Raw genomic sequence first — 23776 nt, 5'->3', positions numbered from 1 at the left:
GCGAAGGATGCAATCTGCGCGGATGGATAAGGGCAAAGCAATGATCTGTGGCGTGATCTTGGCAGGCGGGGAAGCGCGCCGTATGGGCGGGCAAGACAAGGGACGGCTGCTGCTGCGGGGACAAAGCCTCTATGCGCATGTTATTGCGCGCGCGCGCCCGCAGGTGGATCATTTGATCCTCTCCGCCAATGGCGACCCCGCGCTTTATGCGGATCTTGGACTTGATGTGGTTGCTGATGGCGCATTCGCCGCGATGGGGCCACTTGGCGGCGTTTTGGCGGCCTTGCGCGCAGCCAAGATGCTTGGGGCGCAGCGGGTGATGAGCTTTGCCTCGGACAGCCCGTTTTTTCCAAGCGATATCGTGGCGCACTTATGCGCCGCACAAGGGCATGACGCATTGGTTTTTGCTGAGGATCAAAGCGGGGGCATACATCCAACATTTGCGCTTTGGGATGTGGATTTGGCCGATCCATTGGCAGCAGAATTGCGGGGGGGTGGCCGCAAAATGCGCGAAGTCATGGCGCGATTGGGCGGGGTTTCTGCCCCTCTCAATGCACCTGAACAGGCGTTCTTCAACATCAACACAAAGGCTGATTTGGAACAGGCCGCTGAGATGGCCTTATGAGCGCGGGACGCTTTGATCATATTGTGGTGGTCGATTGGTCGGCACGAGCCACCCCAAGCCCCAAAGCCCCCACGAAGGACGCGATTTTCATTGCTCATTCGGCGCATGGTGCAACGCCACAGGTGAGCTATTATCGCACGCGCGCTGATGCGATGGCCGCGCTTGAGCAGGTGATGACAGACACCCTTATGCGGGATGAACGTATCTTGGCGACCTTTGACTTTTCCTTCGCCTATCCTGCGGGCTTTGCACAGCATCTGACAGGCAAGGCCGATGCGCTATCGGTTTGGCCGCTTTTTGCGCAGATGGTTAAGGATGGGCCAGACAATGCGAATAATCGGTTCGATGTGGCCCGCGCGCTTAATCGCCGTTTTCCAGGGGTTGGCCCCTTTTGGTGCGTGCCCAAAACACAGGCCTGCCCTGATCTGCCCGCGCGCGACCTGCGCCACGGACATCATCTGCCAGAACGGCGCAAAGTTGAATTGGCCTATGGCAAAATGCAGCCGGGGTGGAAGCTTTACACCACGGGATCTGTGGGATCACAGGCGATCCTTGGGATCGCAAGATTGCAGTCCTTGCGCGGGCGGTTTGGGTCGGCGCTTGCCGTGGCACCTTATGACGGGATCGAGCGGCCTATTGTTTTGGCAGAATGTTGGCCTTCGTTGATGGCGAAAGAGATCGCACATTATGCTTTGGCGGGCGAAATCCCAGATGCCGCACAAGTGCGGGTGATTGCCGCGGGTTTGGCCGCTTTGGCCCCTGATGATCTTGCAAAAATGCTTGTCGATGGTGATGCCGAGGAGGGCGGTGTTTTGGGTGCGGGGCATGAGGCACTGTTGCGCTCTGCGATCCATGCGGCCTTGGGGCCTTAGTCAAAAATCCCAGTCACACGCCCGAGCAACATAAAGGCCCGCGCGCTGCGGGTGGCACTGAGTTTGACAATATCTTCATCGGTTGCAGCCTGCTCGAACTGACAGAAAACGCGATCAAATTCGCGCAAATACTGATGAACAGCTTCGCGGAAGGCTGTGTCTTGCCGCATCCGGCCAGTGGAAAGCGCGATGGAAGACCGATCTCGAATACCGCCAAGCGATGCAATCGCGCGGCCCCGCTCGCCTTTCGCGAATTTGCGCCAAATCTCAGGGCGGGCGCGGTCTGGATTGAGATCATCCATGAAAATCCCGTCTTGCGAGAGCAGGGTCAACACATCTTGTGCAGCGCGGATCAAAGGACGGGTTGCAGGGTCTTCTAGGGCCGCGCGAAGGGCGCGAAAGCCCTCCTTGTCCTGATCATTATTCGGGAAATGGAGCGCACGAATAAAGTCAGCGGGCGTGACCGGATGGTTCAAGGCGGGCTCGGCTGCGATAAGCGATAAATCCGATTGTGGCCGATCTGGGGCAGGGGGCGGGCTTAGGGGCACAGCCGCCCGCAGGTCAGGGTCTTGCAGGCGCAAAGATGTAAAACTTGCGAGCTTGGTATCGGTGGCCAATTGTGCCTCTGCCAAAGCCTCTATGCGGTTTTGTGTCTCTCGCAAATCAGCAGGCACAGCCCCGCCGTGAAGCGCGTCCTCAATATTGTTGAGCCTCAGGCGCAGATCTTGGGCCTGAAGACGCAGGCTTTGCGTGATGCGCAGGAGGCTTAGAACAATCCATAACAAAACAAGCGGCAAGATTGCCCCAACCGCAACCATGAGCCCGCTCAGCATCTCGGCCATATTCGGGGTGTCACCGCCAAAGCCCAACGCCGTGAGGCTGAGTGCCCCAATCCAAAGCAAGGCCAAGGCCAGCGCGATGCCTTCGCGCAGTCCAAAGGACATCGCGCCATCGGCGCACTGAAGAAAACCAACCGCACGGCCTACCCAAATCTGCTTGTCCCGCGTGAAGCGATGCGCAAGCGTCAATCTGGGGTGAGGCAATGCTGCGGGGATCATCACACGTAGGTCACCTTCGTGATCTCGTAATCCTTGCTGCCACCGGGCGTTTTGACCTCTACGCTATCGCCTTCATCTTTACCGATCAAAGCGCGGGCCAAGGGCGATTTGATATTGAGCAAACCTTTTTCGATATCGGCCTCAGATTCGCCGACAATCTGGTAGGTTTTTTCTTCCTCGGTATCCTCATCAATCAACACAACCGTGGCGCCGAATTTAATCGGGCCAGACAGGGTCTTGGGGTCGATGACCTGTGCAAGGCCCAAAATCCCCTCTAATTCCTTGATGCGACCTTCGATGAAGGACTGTTTTTCGCGGGCCGAGTGATATTCGGCATTCTCCGACAAATCCCCATGCTCGCGCGCTTCAGCAATCGCCTTGATGACAGAAGGGCGCTCAACACTACGCAGATGCTTCAGCTCGGCATCAAGGGCGCTATACCCTGTCGGGGTCATCGGTATTTTTTCCATTGGAACTCGGGGCCTCAAACTTAGGTCTTGGAATGGTCAATCGTCTTAAAATGAGCAGTCTGACCCCAGACGTTAGGGGCTCTTTGCCCCAGTTTCAACGGGCAAGACGCAGAACGCCACACGCGGTGCAAGAAAATGACCCAAACGCCACGCAGGCTTAGTAGGTCACTGCATTTTCGCTTGGCGGTTCAGGCGGGCCATCTGCGCCGCAGGCGGCCAAAGTTCCACCCAAAGTCAGGGCCAATAGCCCCAGCTTAATCCATGATGCAAAAGAGCGCCCCATCACGCCAACCTTTCTTTCCATCGTGCAATTTGCAGGCGCACCTGATCGGGTGCGGTGCCGCCGTAGGATTGACGCGAGGCAACCGAGTTGTGAACCCCCAAAACATCAAACACGGCCGCAGTGATGTTGGATTGCACTGTTTGCATATCCGCAAGGCTGAGATCAGGTAAATCACAGCCCCGATCTTCGGCCATTTTGACAAGCGCGCCTGTTACATGATGCGCTTCACGGAATGGCAGACCCAATTCGCGCACCAACCAATCGGCGAGATCAGTTGCGGTTGAAAAGCCAGATGCGGCGGCGCGCTCTAGTGCGTCTTTATTGGCGCTCATGTCGCCGAGCATCCCCGCCATTGCGGCCATTGCGATCATGAGGTTGTCGGCGGCATCAAAGACTTGCTCCTTGTCTTCCTGCATATCCTTGGAATAGGCCAAGGGCAGACCTTTCATGACCGTCATCAAGGCCACATTCGCCCCCATGATCCGCCCGATTTTGGCGCGGATCAATTCCGCCGCATCAGGGTTTTTCTTTTGCGGCATGATGGAGGAGCCTGTTGAAAACCGATCCGACAGGGTCACAAAGCGGAATTGTGCCGAAGACCAGATCACCAATTCTTCAGCCAATCGCGACAGATGCATCGCGCAAATGGAGGCCGCCCCGAGATAGTCTAGGGCGAAATCGCGGTCTGAAACGGCATCCAAGGAATTCGCCATAGGCCGATCGAAACCTAGGGCTTCTGCAGTCATGTGGCGGTCAATTGGAAAAGATGTGCCTGCAAGGGCGGCCGCACCAAGCGGGCATTCATTCATCCGCGCGCGCGCATCTTGAAAACGCGATAAATCGCGGGCGAACATCTCGACATAGGCCATCATGTGATGCCCCCATGTTACGGGCTGCGCGGTTTGAAGATGGGTAAAGCCAGGCATCACCCAATCAGCGCCCGCTTCGGCCTGCGCCAATGCCGCGCGGATCAAGGCCTGCAGCCCCTCAATGGCCGCATCCATTTGATCCCGCACCCATAGGCGAAAATCGGTGGCGACCTGATCATTGCGTGACCGCGCCGTATGGAGACGTCCTGCGGGCTCACCAATCAGGGTTTTAAGCCGCGCTTCGATATTCATGTGAATATCCTCAAGGGCGGTGGAAAATTCGAATGTGCCGCTCTCAATTTCTGACAAGATCGTGAGCAGGCCTTCCCTGATCGTCTCGGCATCTTTACTGCTTATGATGCCTTGGGCGGCGAGCATTGCAGCATGGGCGCGTGAGCCAGTGACATCTTGCGCGCTGAGCCTTTGGTCAAAGCCGATAGATGCGTTAATCGCCTCCATCAAAGCATCTGGCCCTGCGGCGAAGCGACCGCCCCACATTGCGTTTGAAGATTTCTGTGCCATGTTCTGTTTTATCCGCCGATCAAAGAAAGGATGCCGCTAGGATGCTCCCGCGCCGTATCATTGCTCTGCTCTACATTGCCTTGGGTTTCTGTGCAAATGCCGCCTTTGCGCAAGATCTTTCGCAGCTGCCCCGTGATGGGGATATGCGCGGTCTGGTGATCGCCTCAGAGCCTGTGCCTGTGTCGGATTTGCCTTTTGTTGATGAGGATGAAGTTGAAGGGCGCTTGAGCGATTATCGCGGGAAATATGTGGTTCTCAATTTTTGGGCCACGTGGTGCGCGCCCTGCCGTGAAGAAATGCCAAGCCTAGAGGCATTGCAACGTCAGTTTGGCTCAGATCAGTTTGAAGTGGTCACGCTCGCCACGGGGCGCAATTCCCCGCAGGCGATCCGCAGGTTTTTTGAGGAAATTGGCGTAGAACATCTCCCGATGTATCGTGACATCAACCAACAGATTGCGCGCGAAATGTCGGTGATGGGCTTGCCGATTACGCTGGTGATTGATCCCGAAGGACGCGAGATTGCGCGGCTGATGGGGGATGCCCATTGGGACAGCCCCGAGGCATTTGCCTTTTTCGAGGCACTTTTGGCGGAAGCAATCTAGGCTAAAAGCCGTCCGTCTTTGTGGCCTGAAATTGTAGCAGTGATGATCTGACCTGTTTCTTGCGCCTCATTGAGGCTGACTTCAGTGAAGTCTTCGGTGCGGCCAAGATGGGGATTTTCCATCAAAATCTGATGGGTTTTGCCAATCTCGCCCGATAAATGTTGGGCGAGGGCCCGATCCCCAGCGGCGCGCAATCGTGCCGCGCGGTCTTTGATGGTGGCGCTTTGCAATTGTGGCATCCGTGCCGCTGGCGTGCCTTGGCGCGGTGAGAACGGAAACACATGGAGCCATGTTAGCCCGCACTCCTCAACCAATTTGAGGGAATTTTCGAAATGTGTTTCGGTTTCTGTCGGGAAACCTGCAATGATATCTGCGCCAAATTTGATCTCAGGCCGCAGGCGGCGCGCCTCCTCGCAAAAGGCAATGGCATCTTCGCGCGCATGGCGGCGCTTCATACGCTTGAGGATCAAATTATCGCCATGTTGAAGGCTCAGATGCAGATGAGGCATCAGGCGGGGTTCGTTGGCGATGGCCTCCATCAACATCGGATCAGCTTCGATGGAGTCGATAGAGGAAATCCGCAGGCGCGCCAGATCAGGAACAAGTTTCAAGATACGCATGACCAAATCGCCCAAATGGGGGGCTTGCGGGAGATCCGCCCCCCATGAGGTCAGATCAACCCCCGTGAGCACCACCTCTAAATAGCCGCGGTCGACCAAGCGTTTGATTTGATCCACTACCACACCCGCAGGCACGGAGCGTGAATTACCGCGCCCAAATGGGATGATGCAAAAGGTGCAGCGATGATCACAGCCATTTTGAACCTGCACATAGGCGCGCGCGCGGGTGCCAAAGCCGTCAATCAGATGCTCGGCTGTTTCGCGCACGGACATGATGTCATCGACCATGACCTTTTCGGTTTGGCCGATGAAATCAGGGCCGCTGAGTTTGGCCCATGTTGCAGGTTCCATCTTTTCGCGATTGCCAATGATGAGGTCAACTTCGCCCATTGCGGCAAAGGTTTCGGGCTCGGTCTGTGCTGCGCAGCCCGTCACCACGATCCGCGCGCTTGGATTGTCGCGCTTCACCTTGCGGATTTCTTGGCGCGCTTTGCGCACGGCCTCGGCCGTTACGGCGCAGGTGTTAATGATCACCGCATCCCTGAGGCCCGCTGCGGTGGCCATATCGGTCATCGCTTCGGTTTCATAGGCATTGAGCCGACACCCAAGCGTTCGAAATTCAGGTGGCTTTGTCATGGGTTTTGTAGGCGACTTATGAAATCTGCGGTCAATTCAGCGGTGAACACATGGGCCGTTGGCCCTGTCATCCAAACGCCATCCTCGCGCCACTCAATCCAAATATCACCCCCATCAAGGGTCAGTTTCACTGCACGACCTGTCAGGCCCCGCCGCGCCGCGGCAACCGCCACCGCACAAGAGGATGATCCTGAGGCAAGCGTGATGCCCGTTCCCCGTTCCCAGACCCGCATCCTCAGATGATCTGGCCCGATGAGTGAGGCGAATTGCACATTGGTGCGCGCAGGGAACAGCGGATGATGTTCCACTTCGGGGCCGCGGGCAGCCAAATCCACCGCTTCGGCATCGTCCACAAAGAAACTGCAATGAGGGTTACCCATGCCTGTCCCAACAGGATCCCCGTCTAGGGGCAGATGCAGCGTGTCCATCGCCGTGGCTAAAGGGATATCTTGCCACTCCAACAGCGGGGCCCCCATATTCACAGCGGTCAGGCCGTTGCCGCGATCCTGCGCAACCAGAATCCCGCGTTCTGTGCGCAGGCGGATCTGATTAAGGCCCTGTGCCGCCATTTCATAGGCAGCGATGCAGCGTGTGGCATTGCCACAGGTTGCAGAGAGGGATCCATCGGCATTGTAAAAGGTCAGTGCTAAATCCGCCTCGTTATCGTTTTGGATCAAGGCCAATTGGTCAAACCCCACCCCACGATGACGATCTGCAAGCGCGCGCGCCAAATCAGCGGTCACGGTGACCTCGCGCTTGCGCGCGTCCATGACGACAAAATCATTGCCAAGCCCGTGCATTTTCATGAAGGGCAGGCCGATATATGTGTGCGGCTCAGACATGGATGCGCCTATAGCGCAAGCGCGCGGTGAATGGGACTCGAATCTTTGTGCGGATTAGTAGCGGCGGGTCAAACGCAGCATGACCATATCCATTCCAGGGTTGCGATCATTTAGGCCACCGTTTGAGATATGGCTGAACGCGAATGAAAGCGCAGCGCTGTCGGTGATCTTGGTGCCAATCCCAAGGGTGCTGCGAAAATGCATATGGCCCCCCAAATCAACGTCACCCTCTTTGTAATATCCAGGCATAAAGCTGGCCTCGATGAAATTTTGACCGCTGATCTGATATTCCGCAGAGACGCCAAACCCCACAAACCCGTTGTGATTGTTATCGGCCAAAACTGAAGTAGCCCAACCTGCGGTAAAGCGATCACCCTCGGCTAACGCGCCTGTCCAATGATACTCGGCCACAATGCCTGAGCCTCTGTTCGTGCCGTCACGCGTCAGCCCGATCACAGAACTATCCGCTAGGGCCGATCCAGGCAGACCAAGGCCACAGGCGAGTAATGAAATGAGGTGCCGTTTCATATCTGCCCCTAGATTATTATGTTATTTATTTATGATAAATAAACGCATTTTTCAAAAGAAAAGAGCGAGCCGAAGCCCGCTCTTTCCCAAGCAAGTAATCCGTGAGGATTAGAAGCTCATGTTCAGACCCAAGTCCCACTTCGTGTCGTCGCCTGCGGAGCCTACACCGCCAGCGAGGCTCAAGCCGCCGCCGAGGTTCATGCTTGCGCCCAAGCCGTAAGCGGCTTCGACTGCAGTGTCGTTGTCGGCGTAAACAGCAGTGATGGTGGTTGCATCGTCAAGCGCGAACGAAGCAGACAGGCCGAAGCTGTCGGTTTCAGTGTTGCTGCCGTCATCGTCAAATACGCTGTAGTATGCAGTCAGACCAACACCGTTTACGTTTGTGCTTGCCTGAATTGCAGTTGTTGTGTCGGTGTCGGCTGCGCCGTTGCGATCGTTTGCAACACCCAAGGACAATGCAACTGTGCCTACGTCAAAGCTGAGGCGTGCAGATGTGTCTTCGTTCACAGAGCTGTAACCAACCAAGATGCTCAGACCGTTTACCGAGTATGCCCAGTTTACGTCTGCGGAACCGATTGCTTTGTTGAGTTCTGCAACGTCATCAATGCCGATGCCCTGATGACCCGCGTCAGCGATACCCATGCCATCGGTTGCTGGGTCAACGCTGCCCATGGTGAGCGTGCCGAAAGAGCCAGAAACGAATGCAGTTGCGTCTTCGGCTGGGCCAGTCGCTGTGCCAGTTTCGCCGTTAACCTGGTTATCAACACCGACTTTAGCGCCGAATGTCCAACCATTGTCTGCAGTGCCGGAGCCAACGATGTTGAAGTCTAGTTCAACGTCATTAACGGTCTGGTCATTCGCGTGGGTCAGACCCATGGAAGCAGAGCCAGTCAAAGTGATGTCTGCAGATGCAACGCCTGCGGTTGCAATCAAAGCAGTAGTAGCGAAGAGCCCTTAGTAATGGTGCCGATCATCGTAGTCGATGATGCTATGTCACTAATATCATGGTATTTTCTGGTCGCAGCTTGAGCGTAGAGATAGTAAATTTATGCGTATAACATGGAGTAGATCACATGTTCGCCGCATTCAAAAGCAGACAGAAGCAACAGCAGAACAATCATCGAAGCCAACAGTCAATCACGCTAAATTGTTTCTTCGATGAGCACTATTTCCCTCATGTAAAAGCAACCAAGCGCAATACCAAAGACACTTGGAGCGCATACAACACGCACCTTCGTGATCAGTTTGGGCGATATAGGCTTGATGAACTTAGCAATCCCTTATTCGATATATGGGTGCGTGAACAGATTGTAGCTGGCTACCAGCGCAGCACCGTCAACAAGCACATATTTCTCGTCAATCGTATGCTCAATTTAGCACGCCACTGGGGCTATATTGATCGTAGTAAAGACCTCAGCAACATTCAGAGGCTTGTGCTGGGTGATTACAAACAACGCTTTCTCACCGAAGCAGAAATTGCACTGATACTCAAACACGCACAGCGCACTACGCATCCTCATATCTACAACGTCATCAGGCTGCTTCTACTTACAGGGGCACGCAAGGGTGAAGCACGGCTGGCGCGGTGGTGTGATATAGACAAGAACAAGCGTGTGTGGACTGTGCCGCGCAGTAAATCAGGGCGCAGCCGCCGCATTATATTAAACACTGCCGCTATGGCGGTGTTGGATGATTGCATAGAGAATGCTGAACGGCTTGGACTGGGAGCTGATGGATCGGCATATGTGTTCACAAACCCCCGCACATATACAGCTTATCACAGCTTTTATGCAGCATGGCACCTAATACGAGAGGCAGCGGGACTGCCAGATGTGCGCATACATGATCTTCGCCATACGTATGCCAGTCTGCTTATCAACAAAGGCGTTAGCCTCTATGAAGTTCAAACGCTGTTGGGGCACAGTAGCGCACAGATGACGCAACGATATGCGCATCTACAGCCAAATTTACTGCATCAAAGAGCGGAGATTGTGGGTGGCATTGTGGGAAAAAATGCGCAGTTTGGTTAGTTGCTTGTACGCTTACTGTAGCTGCTGCAGTTGCTCTTCTTTTTTATTTTGGCGCATATATGGCTCCATCAGCAGGGCAAATTTGGCTTCGACTTCTCCAGCATTTTCACCCGCAAAATAGTCATCCATCAAATCAACAATTTCCAGCAAGTCTTCAGGTACTTTGGTATGATCGCGTTTGTGAGGGTCGAACACCAAATCGCACGCTTGAATGCTGTATTGATGATATGTGTACAGATTGTGGTTTGTTAAAATGTGCTCGCTCCAAGTGTCAGTGAAAAAATCACTATCATCAATGTCGTGGGCATAAAGATCGTGTGCACTCAAGTATTTTTCTAAAGGTGGTGCTAAACTAAATTCTGCGTGCTTTTCTCGTCTCGCAATACGGATGTCTTGCGGCATAGAAAAGCTGCTGATTTTCCATGTATCTCTGTCGCATGTGAAGTTGGGCATCAATGCCAGACTTCGTTGTTTCCCTGCCATCTGAAACGGGCTGCTGCTATCAAAACTGATCGTAAAATTATCTCTGCCCAACAACTTGCGTAGTGAGCGTTGTGCCGCAGTGTATACAACGCTGTTTACAGGTGGCGACTTCATGAGCAAATGCACCCATTCACTTTTGTCTAAATTTTTGTCGTTCAGTATGCGTCTCAGCCACTTCATACTGGCAAGCATACCACCAACTTCACCGCCTAAGCTCCAACCCTCAAAGTTAAAACTTTTTACCGCATCGTACCACGCATCGCCAGTTCCGTTACCTATGTCTTGCAAAACACTCAAAAATTTTGTGCTCGTGCTGCCACGTCCTCGATTGTCCGAAAAATAGCGCAGGTTATCCACGCTCAAATCTATGAGCTGTTGAACAGTTAATTTGCGTAACTGACTGTCTACAGTGTTGCTTTGTCCGTACTCCTCAGCAGCCCAAAGCACCATGTCCAGCGTCATTGCATAGTCAGTGTACTTTTCCAACCAGCGCAAAGTGCGGGCACGAAAATCACAATGTTGCCAATTATTATACTGAGCGACAGGATCGCTCTTATATAGTTCTAAGTGATCCCGTTCAGGTCCATTCGGAAGTTTGCCAGTGCCAAGCTGATAACCGCCACTATCTCCAACAATAATGGTTTTGTTAGGATTACGCTCAGCAACTATGTCTGGTGCACTTATACGCCTGCTTTTAAATTGCCCACTGCTATAAAGTACGTGCTGGCAGTGCCAAAGCTTGCTGTTGTCATCCAAAAAGTTCAGCCAGCGGTTATCGAAATTCTTGGGTATGCAGCTTTTTCTTGAAGTTTCACTATTCCGTTTTATCGCATGCTCAGCATAGTACTTTTGCAGTGACGGCAGGTATAAGGCGTACCCAGTATATCGCTTGGTTAAGTTCTCACTCATTGGGCACATACTTTTTGAAGAATTTTGAGCTGCGTTGCCCTGTTTGGGAGGCGCCAGGTATGTAAATATGAACTTGGGCTAAGTCAGTCTCATACGCAATGTACAACAAATCTGCATTGCCACTGATCGTAATTTTGTTTCCCTTCACGGCTTGCTTTGAAAGTGCTTCAAGCACAGCCAGCATGTCTGTTGGCGCAAAGCTTGTCTTACCGCAGCCTTTTGTGGCTGCATCATCGCCAAAGCTTGTGAGATAACGTATGCCAGTTTGTTCAAAGCACTGTTCTGCTTTGTTCCATTTTTTCTCACACATGATGCCGTCATCAGTGACATCAAATGCGAATACTTTATTGTTTTTTGTATGCAGTCGATGCTTCACACGATGTTGCCAACCATTGAAGTGTTGGTCGTACAAGCGTCGAAAAAACCGCGTGTTGCCTTCAACTACCCAGTCATAATCAATGTTGCTGTCAACGATAGTCGGCTGAAACATAGTCGCGTCATCAATGCGACTGAAGTCATAGAAATATATGCTTCTGTTGTGTTTATAAACAGTGTTGCTTAATGTAATTTGCTTTACTGCTTGAAGCTTTGGGTTTTTTTGATCTTGCAACGCGCCGCTTTGATACAGTGCTATTTCGCCATCATTCAAAAGCTCAGTTTCTATCCAGTGCCTATCACTACCCCGAAGCCACAAGTCTTCGTCGAGCAAACACTTTTCATGTGGAATATGCAGGGTTGTAAGGCTTGCTTTGCTGGATGACTTGGACGTCAAGATCGTACCGTTTCGCTGCAGAACAACACGTGTATTTTCAGATATTGTCGATTTAACGCCATTATCTTCAATTATAAATTTTGTTTTGTTATAGAAGTTCTTTCGACTGCCACTATAATTCTGAAGCTCTTTTGTGATGGTATTGATGTTTATTGCATCACACAGCAAACGCATATCTTTGGAAATGCCATCATGTGTTAAATCGCTGATTTGCATAACCGCTTCGTCAACAAGTGTTTGTTGAGCTGTAGCGCCCACTACTTTCAAGTCGGTGCCATTGCCAGTGGATTTTGCAAGGACAACAATCATGTCATCCTCGCCGGTTCCCACATGTCCAATGTTTATGGTTTGATCGATTTTGGATTTCCCAACAGCAATCTTTTTGAGTGCCAACAGCTCCATGCGCATTCTTTTCTTGCGCGCACTTTCAATTTTTTTAGATTTTGCCTTTGGTTTGCCGACGCCTTTTGGGTCGTAGCCGTTGTATTCGACTTCTTCTTTTTTAGTTCCTGTAATGCCTCTTAAGCCGCCTGTTTCGTATATCCAATCAACCAGTTCGGCAACCACATCTCGATTTATGTAGCGATGGCTGTTGCGGATGTACTCATCATCAATAGCATTCATGGCGGTGGCAAAATTGGAAATTTGAACTCGCTTTGTGGGCTGAACACGCATTGCCAAGCGCACAACTGGGGCAAAATTAGGTCGGTTGAGCTTGTTGCTGTATTTAATGTTTTCTTCGGCAAAACGCTTTTCCAAGTATCCAGGCTTTTGTGATGCTTCCCTCCACCACAAGTATGTTTCTACAAGCGTTTGATGCAGCAATTCTCGGGCTGATTGATAAAACTCGTTCTGAGTTTCGCTTAATCCTCGAAGCCGCGCGAGCCCTTCGTTTAAAACCTGTTCTGTCGTCATAGGATCCTCACCAGAAATGAGTTTGTACGAAAAGGTTAAAAGTTTTTACTCACATAGCAACTATTGTGTTGTGAGAGTTTCAGTTATTGCTGTGTCAGTGCTTGCCGCGCCTTTTGTAGCTTGATCTGCTTTTTTTGCTGCTTGATGCGATCTTGCTGCTGCCGCAGTGCTTTGAGCCTTGCATCCAATGCATCCACTCGCTCGGTCAACTGTCTTTGATTTGGTTGCTTCAATGTATGCTGTGTCCTTGCCACTTGCTTTGCGCTGCCTTGCGAAGTTCATCTTCACAAAGCCGCTGCAGAGCTTGCAAATTGCGCCCTGTGTGCACGGAATAGGGTCTATCACTGGCTAAGAACGCATCAGCGTAAAAACCCAGCTTATTAGCGCACACAGCAAGCGCATCAGCACTGGGTTGCAAGCCCCTAAACCGCAAAGTGCGCATATAACCTTCACCTCTGCACAGCCAACGCTCACAAAAGTCTTGTTCGTTTTCAGCCAAACCCTCAGCAATAACGAGGTTGCAAATGTTTTCGATGATCAGTTTTGACAATGTTTTTGGTCTCCGTTGATAAATAAACACGTGATGCGGATGGGATTAGTCGACCCAACGTATTTATCAACGACAGGCTCTGATGTGTCGTAAGACACTCTGCAGAAGCGAACACAGGTCATGCTGTAGGCGCTGGAGGTGGATAGCCAAGCAGTCAACGTTGAGCTGCAAGACCGACGCCAAGCCATCAATGCGTCCAATAAGTTAGATGGCAGGAGTGGGACCACAAGGCTCGAGAGAGATACCCCACGCCTGTGTGCATTGTCAGCCATAGCTTTGCACACGTAAGGTGCGCTGCTGAAAAGGTGGCGAGTAAAGCTGACACGGCAACCCCAGCTTCCTGTAAAAAGGTTTCGCTTATGGCAGACGGAGCAACTCGTATGATGCCGTCGATACCAAGGCTGCGGATAGCCTTGGTATGACATCACAATCTGTATGATCAGTCGTCATTAGAAATCATTCTCGATCATCCACATTAAAATAAATGACATGAAGCATTACTGCAGAGTGAAGCGATGCAGTAATGCTGAAGTGGCACTTGGGCTGTGCCCAAGATTGAACCTGACTGAAATGTGCTAATGAATACCCATGAGCAAAATATCATAGAATGCATATAGTCTTAGATTATCAGCTAACCGCTTGATCTCATTGAACACATAGTGACCTCTGATTTCGGTCGTCCTGCCAATATCTCATCTCGTAAACTCAAATCACACAGAACATGAGATTATTGGGTGCAACATGCGACAAGCAAAGATCGTCACAGAGGCAGAACTAAAACGAGTGATGGCGTATTTGAGCACTCGCCGCCACGCCTTGAGGGATCAAACAATCTTCGCTGTCAGCTTCAATGCTGGTCTGCGAGCCATGGAGATCGCAGCCCTCAAAATAGAGGATGTTTATACTGCAGAAGGTGGTGTGCGCGAGATCATTCAGCTGCACACAACCAAAGGCGATCAGCCACGTCGTGTATTTGTCAACAAACGCCTCAATGCTGCGCTCCGGCGATACTATCCGACTATAAGCGTCAAAAAACCCTGCACTGCACTGTTCCCCAGTCAAAAGGGTGGGCATTTCTCAGGCAACACCATCGCGCAGCTGTTTTTAGAGGTATACGCTGCTTGCAGGATTGATGGTGCAAGCAGTCACAGTGGTAGACGCACCATGATCACACGTCTCGCAGATCAGGGCATCAGCGTGCATGTGCTGGCAGCTATTGCAGGACACCGCAACATAGCCATCACACAGCGATACTTAACTGTAAACGATGCGCTGATAGCACGTGCAGTAGAGTTGGCATAATGGCTGCACGGGGTCAGCTGGCATTACAACGACAGCTTGAGCGTGAGATCAAACACAGGTCCTGGTTAGAAGCCAACATGGCAGGCAGTGCGCTATTGGAGCAGTGCAAGGTGAGGATAGAGCAGCTTAGACGCTCTCTAAGCAGCTACGATCAATAACGCCGTAGCAAGCGCAGCATCACCATGTCAGTGCCAGGGTTCCAAGCTTCAATACTGCCGTTAGACCAGTGGCTCACTGCTACGGATACGGCGTAAGCATTAGAAACCGCATAGCCAATGCCAACGGTAGTTCTAAAGTGCAGATTGCCACCCAAGTCAGTTGCGCCCTCGCTGTAGTAGCCAGGCATAAAGCTTGCTTCTACGAACACACTGTCAGTCAAGCCATATTCAGCACTGACACCAAAGCCAATCCAACGATCATCGTCAGCTTCTGTGTGTGCAGCACCAGCCCAACCTGCACTCCAATTGGGTTTTGCAGCTAGTGTTTCAGTCCAGTGATACTCAATCATGCCGCCATAGCCACCGCGATGTATGTCGCGCACTGCCCCAACAACTGCAGTGTCTGCGCTAGCAGCGGTCGTCGTGAACAGTAGGGCGATAGTTGCAGCAGAGGCAGGATTAAAGCGCATATTACAGCTCATTTTTGTAAAACGGTGCCTTAATTAAAAGAAAAGAGCGAGCCGAAGCCCGCTCTTTCCCAAGCAAGTAATCCGTTAGGATTAGAAGCTCATGTTCAGACCCAAGTCCCACTTGGTGTCGTCGCCTGCGGAGCCTACACCGCCGGCGAGGCTCAAGCCGCCGCCGAGGTTCATGCTTGCGCCCAAGCCGTAAGCGGCTTCTGTCGCGGTGTCATTGTCACCATAAACAGCAGTAATGGTTGTCGCATCGTCCAGAGCGAAAGATGCTGCCAAGCCAAAGCTGTCGGTTTCAGTGTTCGCGCTGTCATCGTCGAAAACGCTGTAGTAAGCAGTCAGACCAACACCGTTTACGTTTGTGCTTGCCTGAATTGCAGTTGTTGTGTCGGTGTCGGCTGCGCCGTTGCGATCGTTAGCAACACCCAAGGACAATGCAACTGTGCCTACGTCAAAGCTGAGGCGTGCAGATGTGTCTTCGTTCACAGAACTGTAACCAACCAAGATGCTCAGACCGTTTACCGAGTATGCCCAGTTTACGTCTGCGGAACCGATTGCTTTGTTGAGTTCTGCAACGTCATCGATGCCGATGCCTTGGTGACCCGCGTCAGCGATACCCATGCCATCGGTTGCTGGGTCAACGCTGCCCATGGTGAGCGTGCCGAAAGAGCCCGAAACGAATGCAGTTGCATCTTCTGCAGGACCAGTCGCTGTGCCAGTTTCGCCATTAACCTGGTTATCAACACCGACTTTAGCGCCGAATGTCCAACCATTGTCTGCAGTGCCGGAGCCAACGATGTTGAAGTCTAGTTCAACGTCATTAACGGTCTGGTCGTTCGCGTGGGTAAGCCCCATAGCAGCAGAGCCAGTCAAAGTGATGTCTGCAGATGCAACGCCTGCGGTTGCAATCAAAGCAGTAGTAGCGAAGAGAACCTTTTTCATGGTTTTTCCCTCGTAATTGATTTCTAAGGTGCACCTCAAGACGGGGAAGTCCGAATTGAGTATGCCTTTCTCTCTCGCATCAAGCCGCGCATTGCAACGAAGCCGTGACAGACATCTTCATCTTGGGCCAACTCTGATGCACAGATGCCACAGTGTGTTATTTAGGTCTAATTTGACGATAATATCAAAGTCCTTGCCGCAATGGCGGGGCTAAGTTACCAAGAGGCACGCAACGGGCGCAGTCATTTGCCCCCCGCGTTGCACGCAGTGCGCAATATGGACGAAAGGGCAAAGTCACATGGCATTTTCGAGCTTTGGCAAAGCTATCTTGGTTGTTGCGACCGCACTGGCGCTTGCGTCTTGCGGGCGGTTGGGTGGCAGCTTGGGCGGGTCTGAGGCCGCCGAAGAACAGCGCGCCGCGCTAGACGCACAAGAGCCACAGCGCGAAACCATCTGGGATTTGTTCCAGAACGTGGATGACCCGAATGTCACCGTTGAAGTCAATCGATACATCTGGAACGCCACGCTTGAAGTGTTGGACTTCTTGCCGATTGAATCAGCTGATCCATTCTCAGGCGTGATTGATTTTGGCTATGGCACGCCACCAGGCGGCGGCACAGCCTATCGCGCAACCGTCTATGTCAGTGACCCCGCATTGGATGCGCGTGCGCTGCGCGTTGCATTGGCCACGCGCGGTGGCCCTGTCAGCCGCGAAACCACGCGTCAGATCGAAGATGCGATCTTGACCCGCGCCCGCCAATTGCGCATCCGCGACTCGGGCCTGTAATCAGGCGGCGAATTCACGCCATACCCCTAGACCTCTTCAAGCGGGCGGCTTAAACACGCGCCCGACTATACCCGTTTGGCCCGAAAGCCCCATGTTTCAGGAGTTCGCAATGTCGCGCTACGATCCGTCCCAGATTGAAGAGAAATGGCAGCAGGCATGGGATGCGGCCGCAATCTTTCAGGCCAAGCGCGATCCTGCGCGTGAAAAATACTATGTGCTTGAGATGTTCCCTTACCCATCGGGGCGCATCCATATCGGCCATGTGCGCAATTACACGATGGGTGATGTGATCGCACGCTTCAAATCCTCCACTGGATTTAACGTGCTGCATCCTATGGGGTGGGATGCCTTTGGGATGCCTGCCGAAAATGCCGCAATGGAAAATGGCGGCCACCCTGCCGATTGGACATATCAAAACATCGATACAATGCGCGGCCAGATGAAACCCTTGGGCCTGTCGATTGATTGGGATCGGGAATTTGCCACCTGTGACCCTGAATATTACGGACAGCAACAAGCGCTGTTTCTTGATATGCTGGAGCAGGGTTTGGTCTACCGAAAAAACGCGGTGGTGAATTGGGATCCGGTCGATATGACGGTTCTTGCCAATGAACAGGTCATCGATGGCAAAGGCTGGCGTTCGGGTGCTGACGTAGAACGGCGCGAGTTGACGCAATGGTTCTTTAAAATCTCCGACATGGCCGATGATTTGCTTGGCGCGCTGGATGGTTTAGACGATTGGCCCGAAAAAGTGCGCCTGATGCAAGCGAATTGGATCGGCAAATCCCGCGGGCTGCAATTTGGCTTTGAGCTGACCGCACCTGCGCATGGTCACAGCACGATTGATGTTTACACCACCCGCCCTGATACGCTGATGGGGGCCAGTTTTGTGGGTATCTCCCCCGATCATCCCTTGGCCAAAGCACTCGAAGCAGAAAACGCCGAGATTGCGGCATTCTGCCAAGACTGCCGCAAAGGTGGAACAACTGCCGAAGCCTTGGAAAAGGCCGAGAAAAAGGGCCGCGATACGGGCCTGCGTGTACGCCACCCGCTTGATCCGTCTTGGGAATTGCCCGTTTGGATCGCGAATTTTATTTTGATGGATTATGGCACGGGCGCAATTTTCGGCTGCCCTGCCCATGACCAGCGCGATTTTGAATTTGCGCGCAAGTTCGATCTGCCGATCACCCCTGTTTTTGTGGCCGAGGGCGCGGAAGAAGCCCACTTGGCCGAAGCCTTCGTGCCAACCAAAGCCGAGCGTGTGCGCTATATTCGCGGCTTTGCAGGCGAGGCAGTGCAAACAGGTGACACCGCAGTGGATGCCGCAATTGATCTCGCTGAGGCGAGGGGTTGGGGCCAAGGCGTAACCAAGTTCCGACTGCGCGACTGGGGTTTGAGCCGCCAACGTTATTGGGGCTGTCCAATCCCTGTGGTGCATTGTGCCACCTGCGGGGTTGTTCCAGAGAAAAAGGAAAACCTGCCCATCGAACTGCCGCGCGATGTCAGTTTCGACATTCCAGGCAACCCGCTGGATCGTCACCCGACTTGGCGCGATTGCGCCTGCCCTAGCTGCGGTGCGCCTGCGCAGCGTGAAACCGACACGATGGACACATTCGTGGACAGCTCGTGGTATTACGCCCGCTTCACCGCGCCGCGCGCGGCAACGCCCACCGATGCCGCCGAGGCCGAATATTGGATGAATGTAGATCAATATATCGGCGGGATTGAGCACGCGATTTTGCACCTTCTTTATTCGCGCTTCTTCGCGCGTGCGATGCAAAAGACGGGGCATTTGCCCGCAAAATGCGCCGAGCCGTTCAACGCACTGTTCACGCAGGGGATGGTGACGCATGCAATTTACAAAATAAAGCGTGTGCAGGGTGACTTAAAGGAGCCTGGCGCTAAATTGCGTAGCGAATATCTTTATCCAGAAGAGGTAATCCTGTTCAACGATTCCGGAAAGGAACGAGCAGTAGAACGGAAATTTGCTGAAGACCTAGGGTTGTCCGATAGCCTACCGGAAGCACACAGGATTGCCGTAAAGAACGGCCGCGAGGTTGAGATCATCCCTTCCGCCAAAATGTCGAAATCGAAACGCAACGTGGTCGATCCTGTGGCGATCATAGCCCAATATGGCGCCGATACCGCGCGGTGGTTCGTCCTCTCTGACAGCCCGCCCGAGCGTGATGTGGAATGGACGGCTGCGGGGGCCGAAGCCGCATTTAAACATTTGGGCCGTGTCTGGGCCTTGAGCGAAAAAATCGCGGATATGCCGAAAGATGCGGCAGGCTCAGGCGATCAAGACCTACTGCGCGCCATGCATCGCGCCATTGTTGATGTGACAAACGGCATTGAAAGCTTTGGCTTTAATGCGGCGATCGCCAAACTTTATGCCTTTACCAACACTTTGGCGAAATCGAACGCCTCGGCCGCCGCACAGCGTGAGGCGATCCTGACCTTGGCGCAGCTCATGTCACCAATGACCCCACATTTGGCCGAAGAAATTTGGGCGCGTCAGGGCGGGTCTGGTTTGGTAGCTACCGCACCGTGGCCCAAAGCCGATGAGGCGATGTTGGTGTCCGATACCGTCACCTTACCCATCCAGATCAACGGCAAACGCCGCTCGGAACTGACTGTTGCGAAAGATATGCCGCAACAAGAGGTTGAAAAATTGGTTCTGGCGGATGAGGCTGTGGCGAAGGCGCTTGAAGGTCGCGCGCCCCGCAAGCTGATTGTTGTGCCAGGGCGGATTGTGAATGTCGTTATTTAAGGCAATGTAACCCGATGAAGCTTTCCACCTCAGAGGCGGCGCGGTTTATCACCCGCCCCGATACAGGGGCGGCAGGCGTTCTGATTTATGGGGCAGATGCGATGCGGGTGGCGATTAAGCGCCAAGACCTGCTTGCCAATCTTTTGGGGCCAGATGCCGAAGGCGAAATGCGCCTTACCCGTATGATGGGGGCATCTTTGCGCAGTGATCCTGCGGCTCTTTTGGACGCGATTAAGGCGACAGGGTTCTTTCCAGGCCCGCGCGCTGTCTTTGTCGAAGATGCAACAGATGCCGCCGCCGCCGCAATCACAAGCGCCATAAACGAATGGGCTGCAGGTGACGCCCAAATCATTGTGACGGCGGGGCAACTGACACCACGCTCGGCGCTGAGAAAATTGTTTGAAACCCAAAAATCGGCTTTTTGTATCGCCGTTTATGATGATCCGCCCAGTCAGGCTGAGGTCGAGGCCGAATTGAAAAAGGCGGGGCTATCTGCAATCGCGCAAGATGCCTCTCGTGACTTGGCCGCCCTCGCCCGCGCGCTTGATCCTGGCGATTTCAGGCAGCTCTTGGAAAAGCTAGCCCTTTATAAACTAGGCGATGAGAGCCCTCTCTCTTCGGCGGAGGTGGCAGCATTGGCGCCTGCCACGATTGATGCGGAGATTGACGAAATCTTACACGCCGCTGCCGAAGGCGCCCATGCGCGTGTTGGTGCCCTGATGGCAAGGCTTGGTGGTCAGGGGGTCACGGCGGTTGCACTTTGTATCGCGGCCTTGCGCCATTTTCGCACGCTCCATATGGCCGCCTGTCATCCACAGGGGCCAGCGGCTGGGTTTTCCCCGAAAACAGGGGTCTTTGGCCCGCGCAGGGATCGCATGGTCAAACAAGCGCAGGCTTGGGGCGTTACACGCCTTGAGGATGCGGTGCAAAGCCTGATCGAGACGGATTTGACCCTCCGCTCAAGTTCACAAGCCCCGCAATTGGCAGTGATGGAGCGCAGTCTCATCCGCTTGGCCATGATGCCGCGCAACGCCCGCTAGGCTGCTGCACGCGCCGCCCAAAGGCCCGTAGCAAAACAGGCTGTCAGCAAATAGCCACCCGTAGGCGCATCCCAATCGACCATCTCGCCGATACAATAGACATTTGGTAGGGCGCGAAGCTGCAAAGTCTCGTCTAGCGCAGACCATGCGACCCCGCCCGAACTAGAGATTGCGCGGTCCAATCCAAACGGGCCGCTATGGGGGATGGGCAAGGCTTTGATGCGCTCTGCCAACGCTTTCGGCGCAGTGGGCAGGGATTTGCACATTTCGAACAAAACTGCGCGCTTTGCCCCGTCTATCCCAAGGGATTTGCGCAGGATATTCGACAAACTGTCCTTGCGCCTGCCCCCTTTCCCAAGACGCGCCGCAACATCGTCCAGACTGCGGTCAGGGCAGAGGTCAAGGCTGAGCATCGCCCCCTCTCGCATCTCGCGCGAGAGGGCGTAAACCCCGCCGCCCTCAATACCTTTGGCGGTGATCACGATCTCACCCGCCACAGATTTTTCGCCCACGCGCAAGATCAAGGATTTGAGCGGATGACCAAAATGCGGGCGCATATGGTCTGACCATTTGATATGAAACCCCATATTCATTGGCTGAAACGGAACCGTTTCGACCCCGCGCGCGCTCAGATATTCAAGCCATTCGCCGCGCCCGCCTAAATTCGGCCAGCTTGCCCCCCCAAGGGCCAAGAGTGTTGTGGTGGCTGTGATCTCGCGCGGCCCTTCTGCTGTAGAAAAACGAAACGCCCCGTCTGGCCCCCATCCATCCCATGTGAAATTGCGCCAAATCTCCACGCCTCGCCCGCCCAAGCGCTGCAACCAGGCGCGCAGCATGGGTGAGGCTTTCATCGCCTTGGGGAATACACGCCGTGAGCTGCCTGTAAAGATCGGCTGCCCTAATGTATCGCGGGTAAAGCGTATAACTTCTTCAGGGCCAAACGCGCGGATCATCGGCGCAAGCGGCGCAGCCGAAGGCCCATAGGCCGCAAGAAACGCCTCAAGCGGTTCGTCCATTGTGAGGTTCAACCCTGACTTTCCCGCCATGAGAAACTTACGCGCAGGGGAGGCTTTGCCCTCCATCAAAACAACCCGCCGCCCAGCATGGGCCAAATAATCGGCAGCCATCAGCGCGCTCGGCCCCGCGCCGATGATCATCACGTCCAATGTGATAGGGTCGCGTCCGCCCGTCATGCCGTGCCGTCAGGGATCATCGCCTTGATGGCGCGCAGCACCTCGGCTTTGCCCGAAATCGCGGCTTCGGCCATATTTTGCGCCTCCTGCCAAAGCGCCTCTTGCGGCACGATCTTGTCAATCAGCCCAAAGGACAGGGCCTCTTTTGCGGTAAATTTTGCGCCTGACAGCAGCAGCAATTTTGTGCGCGCAGGGCCTATGAGCGCCGTCAGACGTTTGGGGTCTGAGGGCTGCGGCAAAAACCCAAGCTTTGCGACTGGGTAAAAAAATGAGGCGCGATCAACGCTGAGGCGCAGATCACAGGCCAATGCCATCCCCATAGCGCCGCCTGCCAATGTGCCATTCAGAGCCGCAATCGTCAGGCAGGGCAGCGCGGCAATCGCGCCTGACAACGCCTCCCACAGGGGCGAGTTGGCCAGACCCGCGCGGGCCGCGTCCAAATCCGCACCCGCACAAAAGACCTTTTCGCCCGCCCCTGTAATAACCAACGCGCGCAAGTTTGGGTGCGCCTGTGCCTGTTTGGCGATGCTGACCAAGGTGGCAAGCATATCTTCGGTCAGGGCATTCGCTTTGTCGGGACGATCAAGCGTCACGCGCCACAGCGGTGCTTGGCTTTGGGGCATGCTTTCTGGGAAACTCTCTAACCTGATCATCGCAAAATTCCTTTTCGCCTCACACAAGCCCCAGTTTGCTCCGCAAAGCGGGATCGCGCAGGCTGATATCTTGGCCCAGATGCCCATCCGCTTCGGATGTGGTCATCCACAAGAGCGCGCGCGCCACCCAATGCGGCGCGATATGGTCAGCCCAATCAATCTGCGACACGGGGTTCATCCCACTTGCCCGAATATCGCGTTGCATCTGCGTGGCGACAGTCCCCGGTGACAGCCCAAGCGCACGGATACCTGCATCACGATATTCCAAATCAAGGCTTTGTGTCAGCATCGCCACAGCCGCTTTTGACGCACAATAGGCACTCCACCCCTCATAGGCATTTTTCGCAGCCCCTGACGAAATATTGATGACGGTGCCTACGCCGCGCGCCACCATATCGGGCAAACAGGCCTGTGTGGTTGCAAATAACCCTGTGACATTCACCCGCATCAGATTATCCCACGCTTGCAAATCTGCCTCCCCCATGCGGGCGATGGGCGCAATCAGCGCGCCATTGTTGATCAAGATATCAATGTGGCCAAGCTCGGCTTTGATCTCGTCAAAGAGCGGGGCAATCTTGCCTATCTCACCTAAATCACAGGGATAGGCCCGCGCCCCTTCACCGATTGAGTTTGCCACGTTTTTTAAATCCGCCCCTGAGCGCGCCAATAATGCAACTTTTGCGCCTGACTGCGCAAAGAGCGCGGCCGTTTCTGCCCCAATCCCACGGCTTGCGCCTGTGATTGCAACGGTTTTTCCCGATAGGTCGGTTTCAAAGAGATGAGACATGATCGCGGGGCTTTCTATTTCTTGGGCAGGCGGATCGGCGCTTGACCTTAAGCGCAGGGGACGAAACATTGGGACATACTGTCGG

General features: G+C 53.7%; 25 protein-coding genes. 8 read left to right on the top strand and 17 right to left on the bottom strand.

All coding sequences use genetic code 11. The features are described 5' to 3' along the window. Window positions 1-22: 22 nt before the first annotated feature. Both mobA and RYZ18_RS10985 read left to right on the top strand, forming a co-directional pair. Window positions 23-625 (top strand): molybdenum cofactor guanylyltransferase MobA, encoded by a 603-nt coding sequence (mobA, locus tag RYZ18_RS10990; RefSeq protein ID WP_317656818.1) that lies wholly within the window; start codon window positions 23-25, stop codon window positions 623-625. Beyond that, window positions 622-1497, top strand: coding sequence for a molybdopterin guanine dinucleotide synthesis (locus RYZ18_RS10985; RefSeq protein WP_317656817.1), 876 nt, complete (start codon window positions 622-624; stop codon window positions 1495-1497). The genes mobA and RYZ18_RS10985 overlap by 4 nt, the downstream gene beginning before the upstream one ends. On the opposite strand, the gene RYZ18_RS10980 is transcribed toward RYZ18_RS10985, so the two are convergent. The 4 genes from RYZ18_RS10980 to argH form a co-directional block, all read right to left on the bottom strand. Further along, window positions 1494-2555: a hypothetical protein gene (locus tag RYZ18_RS10980; RefSeq protein ID WP_317656816.1), complete on the bottom strand. Its 1062-nt coding sequence runs from the start codon at window positions 2553-2555 to the stop codon at window positions 1494-1496. The genes RYZ18_RS10985 and RYZ18_RS10980 overlap by 4 nt on opposite strands. After that, window positions 2555-3025 carry a transcription elongation factor GreA gene (gene greA / locus RYZ18_RS10975; protein ID WP_317656815.1) on the bottom strand — a complete coding sequence of 157 codons (471 nt, stop codon included), beginning with the start codon at window positions 3023-3025 and terminating at the stop codon, window positions 2555-2557. Before greA ends, RYZ18_RS10980 begins: the two co-directional genes overlap by 1 nt. 157 nt (window positions 3026-3182) lie before the next feature. Then, window positions 3183-3308 carry a hypothetical protein gene (locus RYZ18_RS10970; protein ID WP_317656814.1) on the bottom strand — a complete coding sequence of 42 codons (126 nt, stop codon included), beginning with the start codon at window positions 3306-3308 and terminating at the stop codon, window positions 3183-3185. Continuing rightward, window positions 3308-4699 (bottom strand): argininosuccinate lyase, encoded by a 1392-nt coding sequence (gene argH, locus RYZ18_RS10965; protein WP_317656813.1) that lies wholly within the window; start codon window positions 4697-4699, stop codon window positions 3308-3310. Before argH ends, RYZ18_RS10970 begins: the two co-directional genes overlap by 1 nt. 41 nt (window positions 4700-4740) lie before the next feature. Here argH and RYZ18_RS10960 point away from each other — a divergent pair, with 41 nt between their 5' ends. Continuing rightward, entirely contained in the window at window positions 4741-5301 is a 561-nt protein-coding gene (locus RYZ18_RS10960; RefSeq protein ID WP_317656812.1) for a TlpA disulfide reductase family protein, read from the top strand. On the opposite strand, the gene mtaB is transcribed toward RYZ18_RS10960, so the two are convergent. The 4 genes from mtaB to RYZ18_RS10940 form a co-directional block, all read right to left on the bottom strand. Further along, window positions 5298-6557: a tRNA (N(6)-L-threonylcarbamoyladenosine(37)-C(2))-methylthiotransferase MtaB gene (gene mtaB, locus RYZ18_RS10955; RefSeq protein ID WP_317656811.1), complete on the bottom strand. Its 1260-nt coding sequence runs from the start codon at window positions 6555-6557 to the stop codon at window positions 5298-5300. The two genes, RYZ18_RS10960 and mtaB, sit on opposite strands and share 4 nt — an antisense overlap. Continuing rightward, window positions 6554-7399: a diaminopimelate epimerase gene (gene dapF / locus RYZ18_RS10950; RefSeq protein WP_317656810.1), complete on the bottom strand. Its 846-nt coding sequence runs from the start codon at window positions 7397-7399 to the stop codon at window positions 6554-6556. Before dapF ends, mtaB begins: the two co-directional genes overlap by 4 nt. A 54-nt stretch (window positions 7400-7453) precedes the next feature. Further along, complete coding sequence (locus RYZ18_RS10945; RefSeq protein ID WP_317656809.1) at window positions 7454-7927, bottom strand: acyloxyacyl hydrolase; 474 nt, start codon at window positions 7925-7927, stop codon at window positions 7454-7456. Window positions 7928-8035: 108 nt separating this feature from the next. Continuing rightward, window positions 8036-8860 (bottom strand): porin, encoded by an 825-nt coding sequence (locus RYZ18_RS10940; protein ID WP_317656808.1) that lies wholly within the window; start codon window positions 8858-8860, stop codon window positions 8036-8038. Window positions 8861-9000: 140 nt separating this feature from the next. Between RYZ18_RS10940 and RYZ18_RS10935 the strand changes: the two genes are divergently transcribed. After that, on the top strand, window positions 9001-9957 hold the full coding sequence (locus RYZ18_RS10935; protein ID WP_317656807.1) for a site-specific integrase: 957 nt from the start codon (window positions 9001-9003) through the stop codon (window positions 9955-9957). Window positions 9958-9969: 12 nt separating this feature from the next. Here RYZ18_RS10935 and RYZ18_RS10930 read toward each other — a convergent pair whose 3' ends face one another. The 4 genes from RYZ18_RS10930 to RYZ18_RS10915 form a co-directional block, all read right to left on the bottom strand. Continuing rightward, a complete protein-coding gene (locus RYZ18_RS10930; RefSeq protein ID WP_317656805.1) occupies window positions 9970-11349 on the bottom strand; it encodes a hypothetical protein in 1380 nt (459 codons plus the stop codon). Beyond that, on the bottom strand, window positions 11342-13036 hold the full coding sequence (locus RYZ18_RS10925) for a hypothetical protein (protein ID WP_317656803.1): 1695 nt from the start codon (window positions 13034-13036) through the stop codon (window positions 11342-11344). Before RYZ18_RS10925 ends, RYZ18_RS10930 begins: the two co-directional genes overlap by 8 nt. Before the next feature lie 83 nt (window positions 13037-13119). Next, a complete protein-coding gene (locus RYZ18_RS10920) occupies window positions 13120-13269 on the bottom strand; it encodes a hypothetical protein (protein ID WP_317656801.1) in 150 nt (49 codons plus the stop codon). Beyond that, window positions 13266-13586 carry a DUF6626 family protein gene (locus RYZ18_RS10915; RefSeq protein ID WP_317656799.1) on the bottom strand — a complete coding sequence of 107 codons (321 nt, stop codon included), beginning with the start codon at window positions 13584-13586 and terminating at the stop codon, window positions 13266-13268. The genes RYZ18_RS10920 and RYZ18_RS10915 overlap by 4 nt, the downstream gene beginning before the upstream one ends. Window positions 13587-14327: 741 nt before the next feature. On the opposite strand from RYZ18_RS10915, the gene RYZ18_RS10910 reads away from it, so the two are divergent. Next, window positions 14328-14888 (top strand): site-specific integrase, encoded by a 561-nt coding sequence (locus RYZ18_RS10910; protein ID WP_317656798.1) that lies wholly within the window; start codon window positions 14328-14330, stop codon window positions 14886-14888. 151 nt (window positions 14889-15039) lie between these two features. Here RYZ18_RS10910 and RYZ18_RS10905 read toward each other — a convergent pair whose 3' ends face one another. Together RYZ18_RS10905 and RYZ18_RS10900 are read right to left on the bottom strand one after the other, a co-directional pair. Further along, window positions 15040-15516, bottom strand: coding sequence for an acyloxyacyl hydrolase (locus RYZ18_RS10905; RefSeq protein WP_317656797.1), 477 nt, complete (start codon window positions 15514-15516; stop codon window positions 15040-15042). 90 nt (window positions 15517-15606) lie between these two features. Then, a complete protein-coding gene (locus tag RYZ18_RS10900) occupies window positions 15607-16461 on the bottom strand; it encodes a porin (protein WP_317656795.1) in 855 nt (284 codons plus the stop codon). 298 nt (window positions 16462-16759) lie between these two features. Here RYZ18_RS10900 and RYZ18_RS10895 point away from each other — a divergent pair, with 298 nt between their 5' ends. The 3 genes from RYZ18_RS10895 (at window position 16760) to holA (ending at window position 21058) form a co-directional block, all read left to right on the top strand. Further along, window positions 16760-17248: a DUF3576 domain-containing protein gene (locus RYZ18_RS10895; RefSeq protein ID WP_317656793.1), complete on the top strand. Its 489-nt coding sequence runs from the start codon at window positions 16760-16762 to the stop codon at window positions 17246-17248. Between the two features lie 91 nt (window positions 17249-17339). Further along, window positions 17340-20018 carry a leucine--tRNA ligase gene (leuS, locus tag RYZ18_RS10890; RefSeq protein ID WP_411567111.1) on the top strand — a complete coding sequence of 893 codons (2679 nt, stop codon included), beginning with the start codon at window positions 17340-17342 and terminating at the stop codon, window positions 20016-20018. A gap of 14 nt (window positions 20019-20032) precedes the next feature. After that, complete coding sequence (gene holA / locus RYZ18_RS10885) at window positions 20033-21058, top strand: DNA polymerase III subunit delta (protein WP_317656791.1); 1026 nt, start codon at window positions 20033-20035, stop codon at window positions 21056-21058. Here holA and RYZ18_RS10880 read toward each other — a convergent pair. The 3 genes from RYZ18_RS10880 to RYZ18_RS10870 are packed head-to-tail and all read right to left on the bottom strand — an operon-like array spanning window position 21055 to window position 23691. After that, complete coding sequence (locus RYZ18_RS10880; RefSeq protein WP_317656790.1) at window positions 21055-22251, bottom strand: TIGR03862 family flavoprotein; 1197 nt, start codon at window positions 22249-22251, stop codon at window positions 21055-21057. The two genes, holA and RYZ18_RS10880, sit on opposite strands and share 4 nt — an antisense overlap. After that, window positions 22248-22904 (bottom strand): enoyl-CoA hydratase/isomerase family protein, encoded by a 657-nt coding sequence (locus tag RYZ18_RS10875; RefSeq protein WP_317656789.1) that lies wholly within the window; start codon window positions 22902-22904, stop codon window positions 22248-22250. The genes RYZ18_RS10880 and RYZ18_RS10875 overlap by 4 nt, the downstream gene beginning before the upstream one ends. A gap of 19 nt (window positions 22905-22923) precedes the next feature. Continuing rightward, complete coding sequence (locus RYZ18_RS10870) at window positions 22924-23691, bottom strand: SDR family oxidoreductase (protein WP_317656788.1); 768 nt, start codon at window positions 23689-23691, stop codon at window positions 22924-22926. Between the last annotated feature and the right edge of the window lie 85 nt (window positions 23692-23776).

Source organism: Roseovarius sp. 10, assembly GCF_033100315.1.
In the GTDB taxonomy this organism is placed as follows: Bacteria; Pseudomonadota; Alphaproteobacteria; order Rhodobacterales; family Rhodobacteraceae; genus M30B80.
Note: the sequence above shows the minus strand (reverse complement) of the source record. Positions and strands in the feature narration are given on the sequence as shown.

Bases quoted from the DNA above. Each gene is read 5' to 3' on its own strand.
- mobA (WP_317656818.1), top strand. From the start codon at position 23: ATGGATAAGGGCAAAGCAATGATCTGTGGCGTGATCTTGGCAGGCGGG.
- RYZ18_RS10985 (WP_317656817.1), top strand. From the start codon at position 622: ATGAGCGCGGGACGCTTTGATCATATTGTGGTGGTCGATTGGTCGGCA.
- RYZ18_RS10980 (WP_317656816.1), bottom strand. From the start codon at position 2,555: ATGATCCCCGCAGCATTGCCTCACCCCAGATTGACGCTTGCGCATCGC.
- greA (WP_317656815.1), bottom strand. From the start codon at position 3,025: ATGGAAAAAATACCGATGACCCCGACAGGGTATAGCGCCCTTGATGCC.
- RYZ18_RS10970 (WP_317656814.1), bottom strand. From the start codon at position 3,308: ATGGGGCGCTCTTTTGCATCATGGATTAAGCTGGGGCTATTGGCCCTG.
- argH (WP_317656813.1), bottom strand. From the start codon at position 4,699: ATGGCACAGAAATCTTCAAACGCAATGTGGGGCGGTCGCTTCGCCGCA.
- RYZ18_RS10960 (WP_317656812.1), top strand. From the start codon at position 4,741: ATGCTCCCGCGCCGTATCATTGCTCTGCTCTACATTGCCTTGGGTTTC.
- mtaB (WP_317656811.1), bottom strand. From the start codon at position 6,557: ATGACAAAGCCACCTGAATTTCGAACGCTTGGGTGTCGGCTCAATGCC.
- dapF (WP_317656810.1), bottom strand. From the start codon at position 7,399: ATGTCTGAGCCGCACACATATATCGGCCTGCCCTTCATGAAAATGCAC.
- RYZ18_RS10945 (WP_317656809.1), bottom strand. From the start codon at position 7,927: ATGAAACGGCACCTCATTTCATTACTCGCCTGTGGCCTTGGTCTGCCT.
- RYZ18_RS10935 (WP_317656807.1), top strand. From the start codon at position 9,001: ATGTTCGCCGCATTCAAAAGCAGACAGAAGCAACAGCAGAACAATCAT.
- RYZ18_RS10930 (WP_317656805.1), bottom strand. From the start codon at position 11,349: ATGAGTGAGAACTTAACCAAGCGATATACTGGGTACGCCTTATACCTG.
- RYZ18_RS10925 (WP_317656803.1), bottom strand. From the start codon at position 13,036: ATGACGACAGAACAGGTTTTAAACGAAGGGCTCGCGCGGCTTCGAGGA.
- RYZ18_RS10910 (WP_317656798.1), top strand. From the start codon at position 14,328: ATGCGACAAGCAAAGATCGTCACAGAGGCAGAACTAAAACGAGTGATG.
- RYZ18_RS10905 (WP_317656797.1), bottom strand. From the start codon at position 15,516: ATGCGCTTTAATCCTGCCTCTGCTGCAACTATCGCCCTACTGTTCACG.
- RYZ18_RS10900 (WP_317656795.1), bottom strand. From the start codon at position 16,461: ATGAAAAAGGTTCTCTTCGCTACTACTGCTTTGATTGCAACCGCAGGC.
- RYZ18_RS10895 (WP_317656793.1), top strand. From the start codon at position 16,760: ATGGCATTTTCGAGCTTTGGCAAAGCTATCTTGGTTGTTGCGACCGCA.
- leuS (WP_411567111.1), top strand. From the start codon at position 17,340: ATGTTTCAGGAGTTCGCAATGTCGCGCTACGATCCGTCCCAGATTGAA.
- holA (WP_317656791.1), top strand. From the start codon at position 20,033: ATGAAGCTTTCCACCTCAGAGGCGGCGCGGTTTATCACCCGCCCCGAT.
- RYZ18_RS10880 (WP_317656790.1), bottom strand. From the start codon at position 22,251: ATGACGGGCGGACGCGACCCTATCACATTGGACGTGATGATCATCGGC.
- RYZ18_RS10875 (WP_317656789.1), bottom strand. From the start codon at position 22,904: ATGATCAGGTTAGAGAGTTTCCCAGAAAGCATGCCCCAAAGCCAAGCA.
- RYZ18_RS10870 (WP_317656788.1), bottom strand. From the start codon at position 23,691: ATGTCTCATCTCTTTGAAACCGACCTATCGGGAAAAACCGTTGCAATC.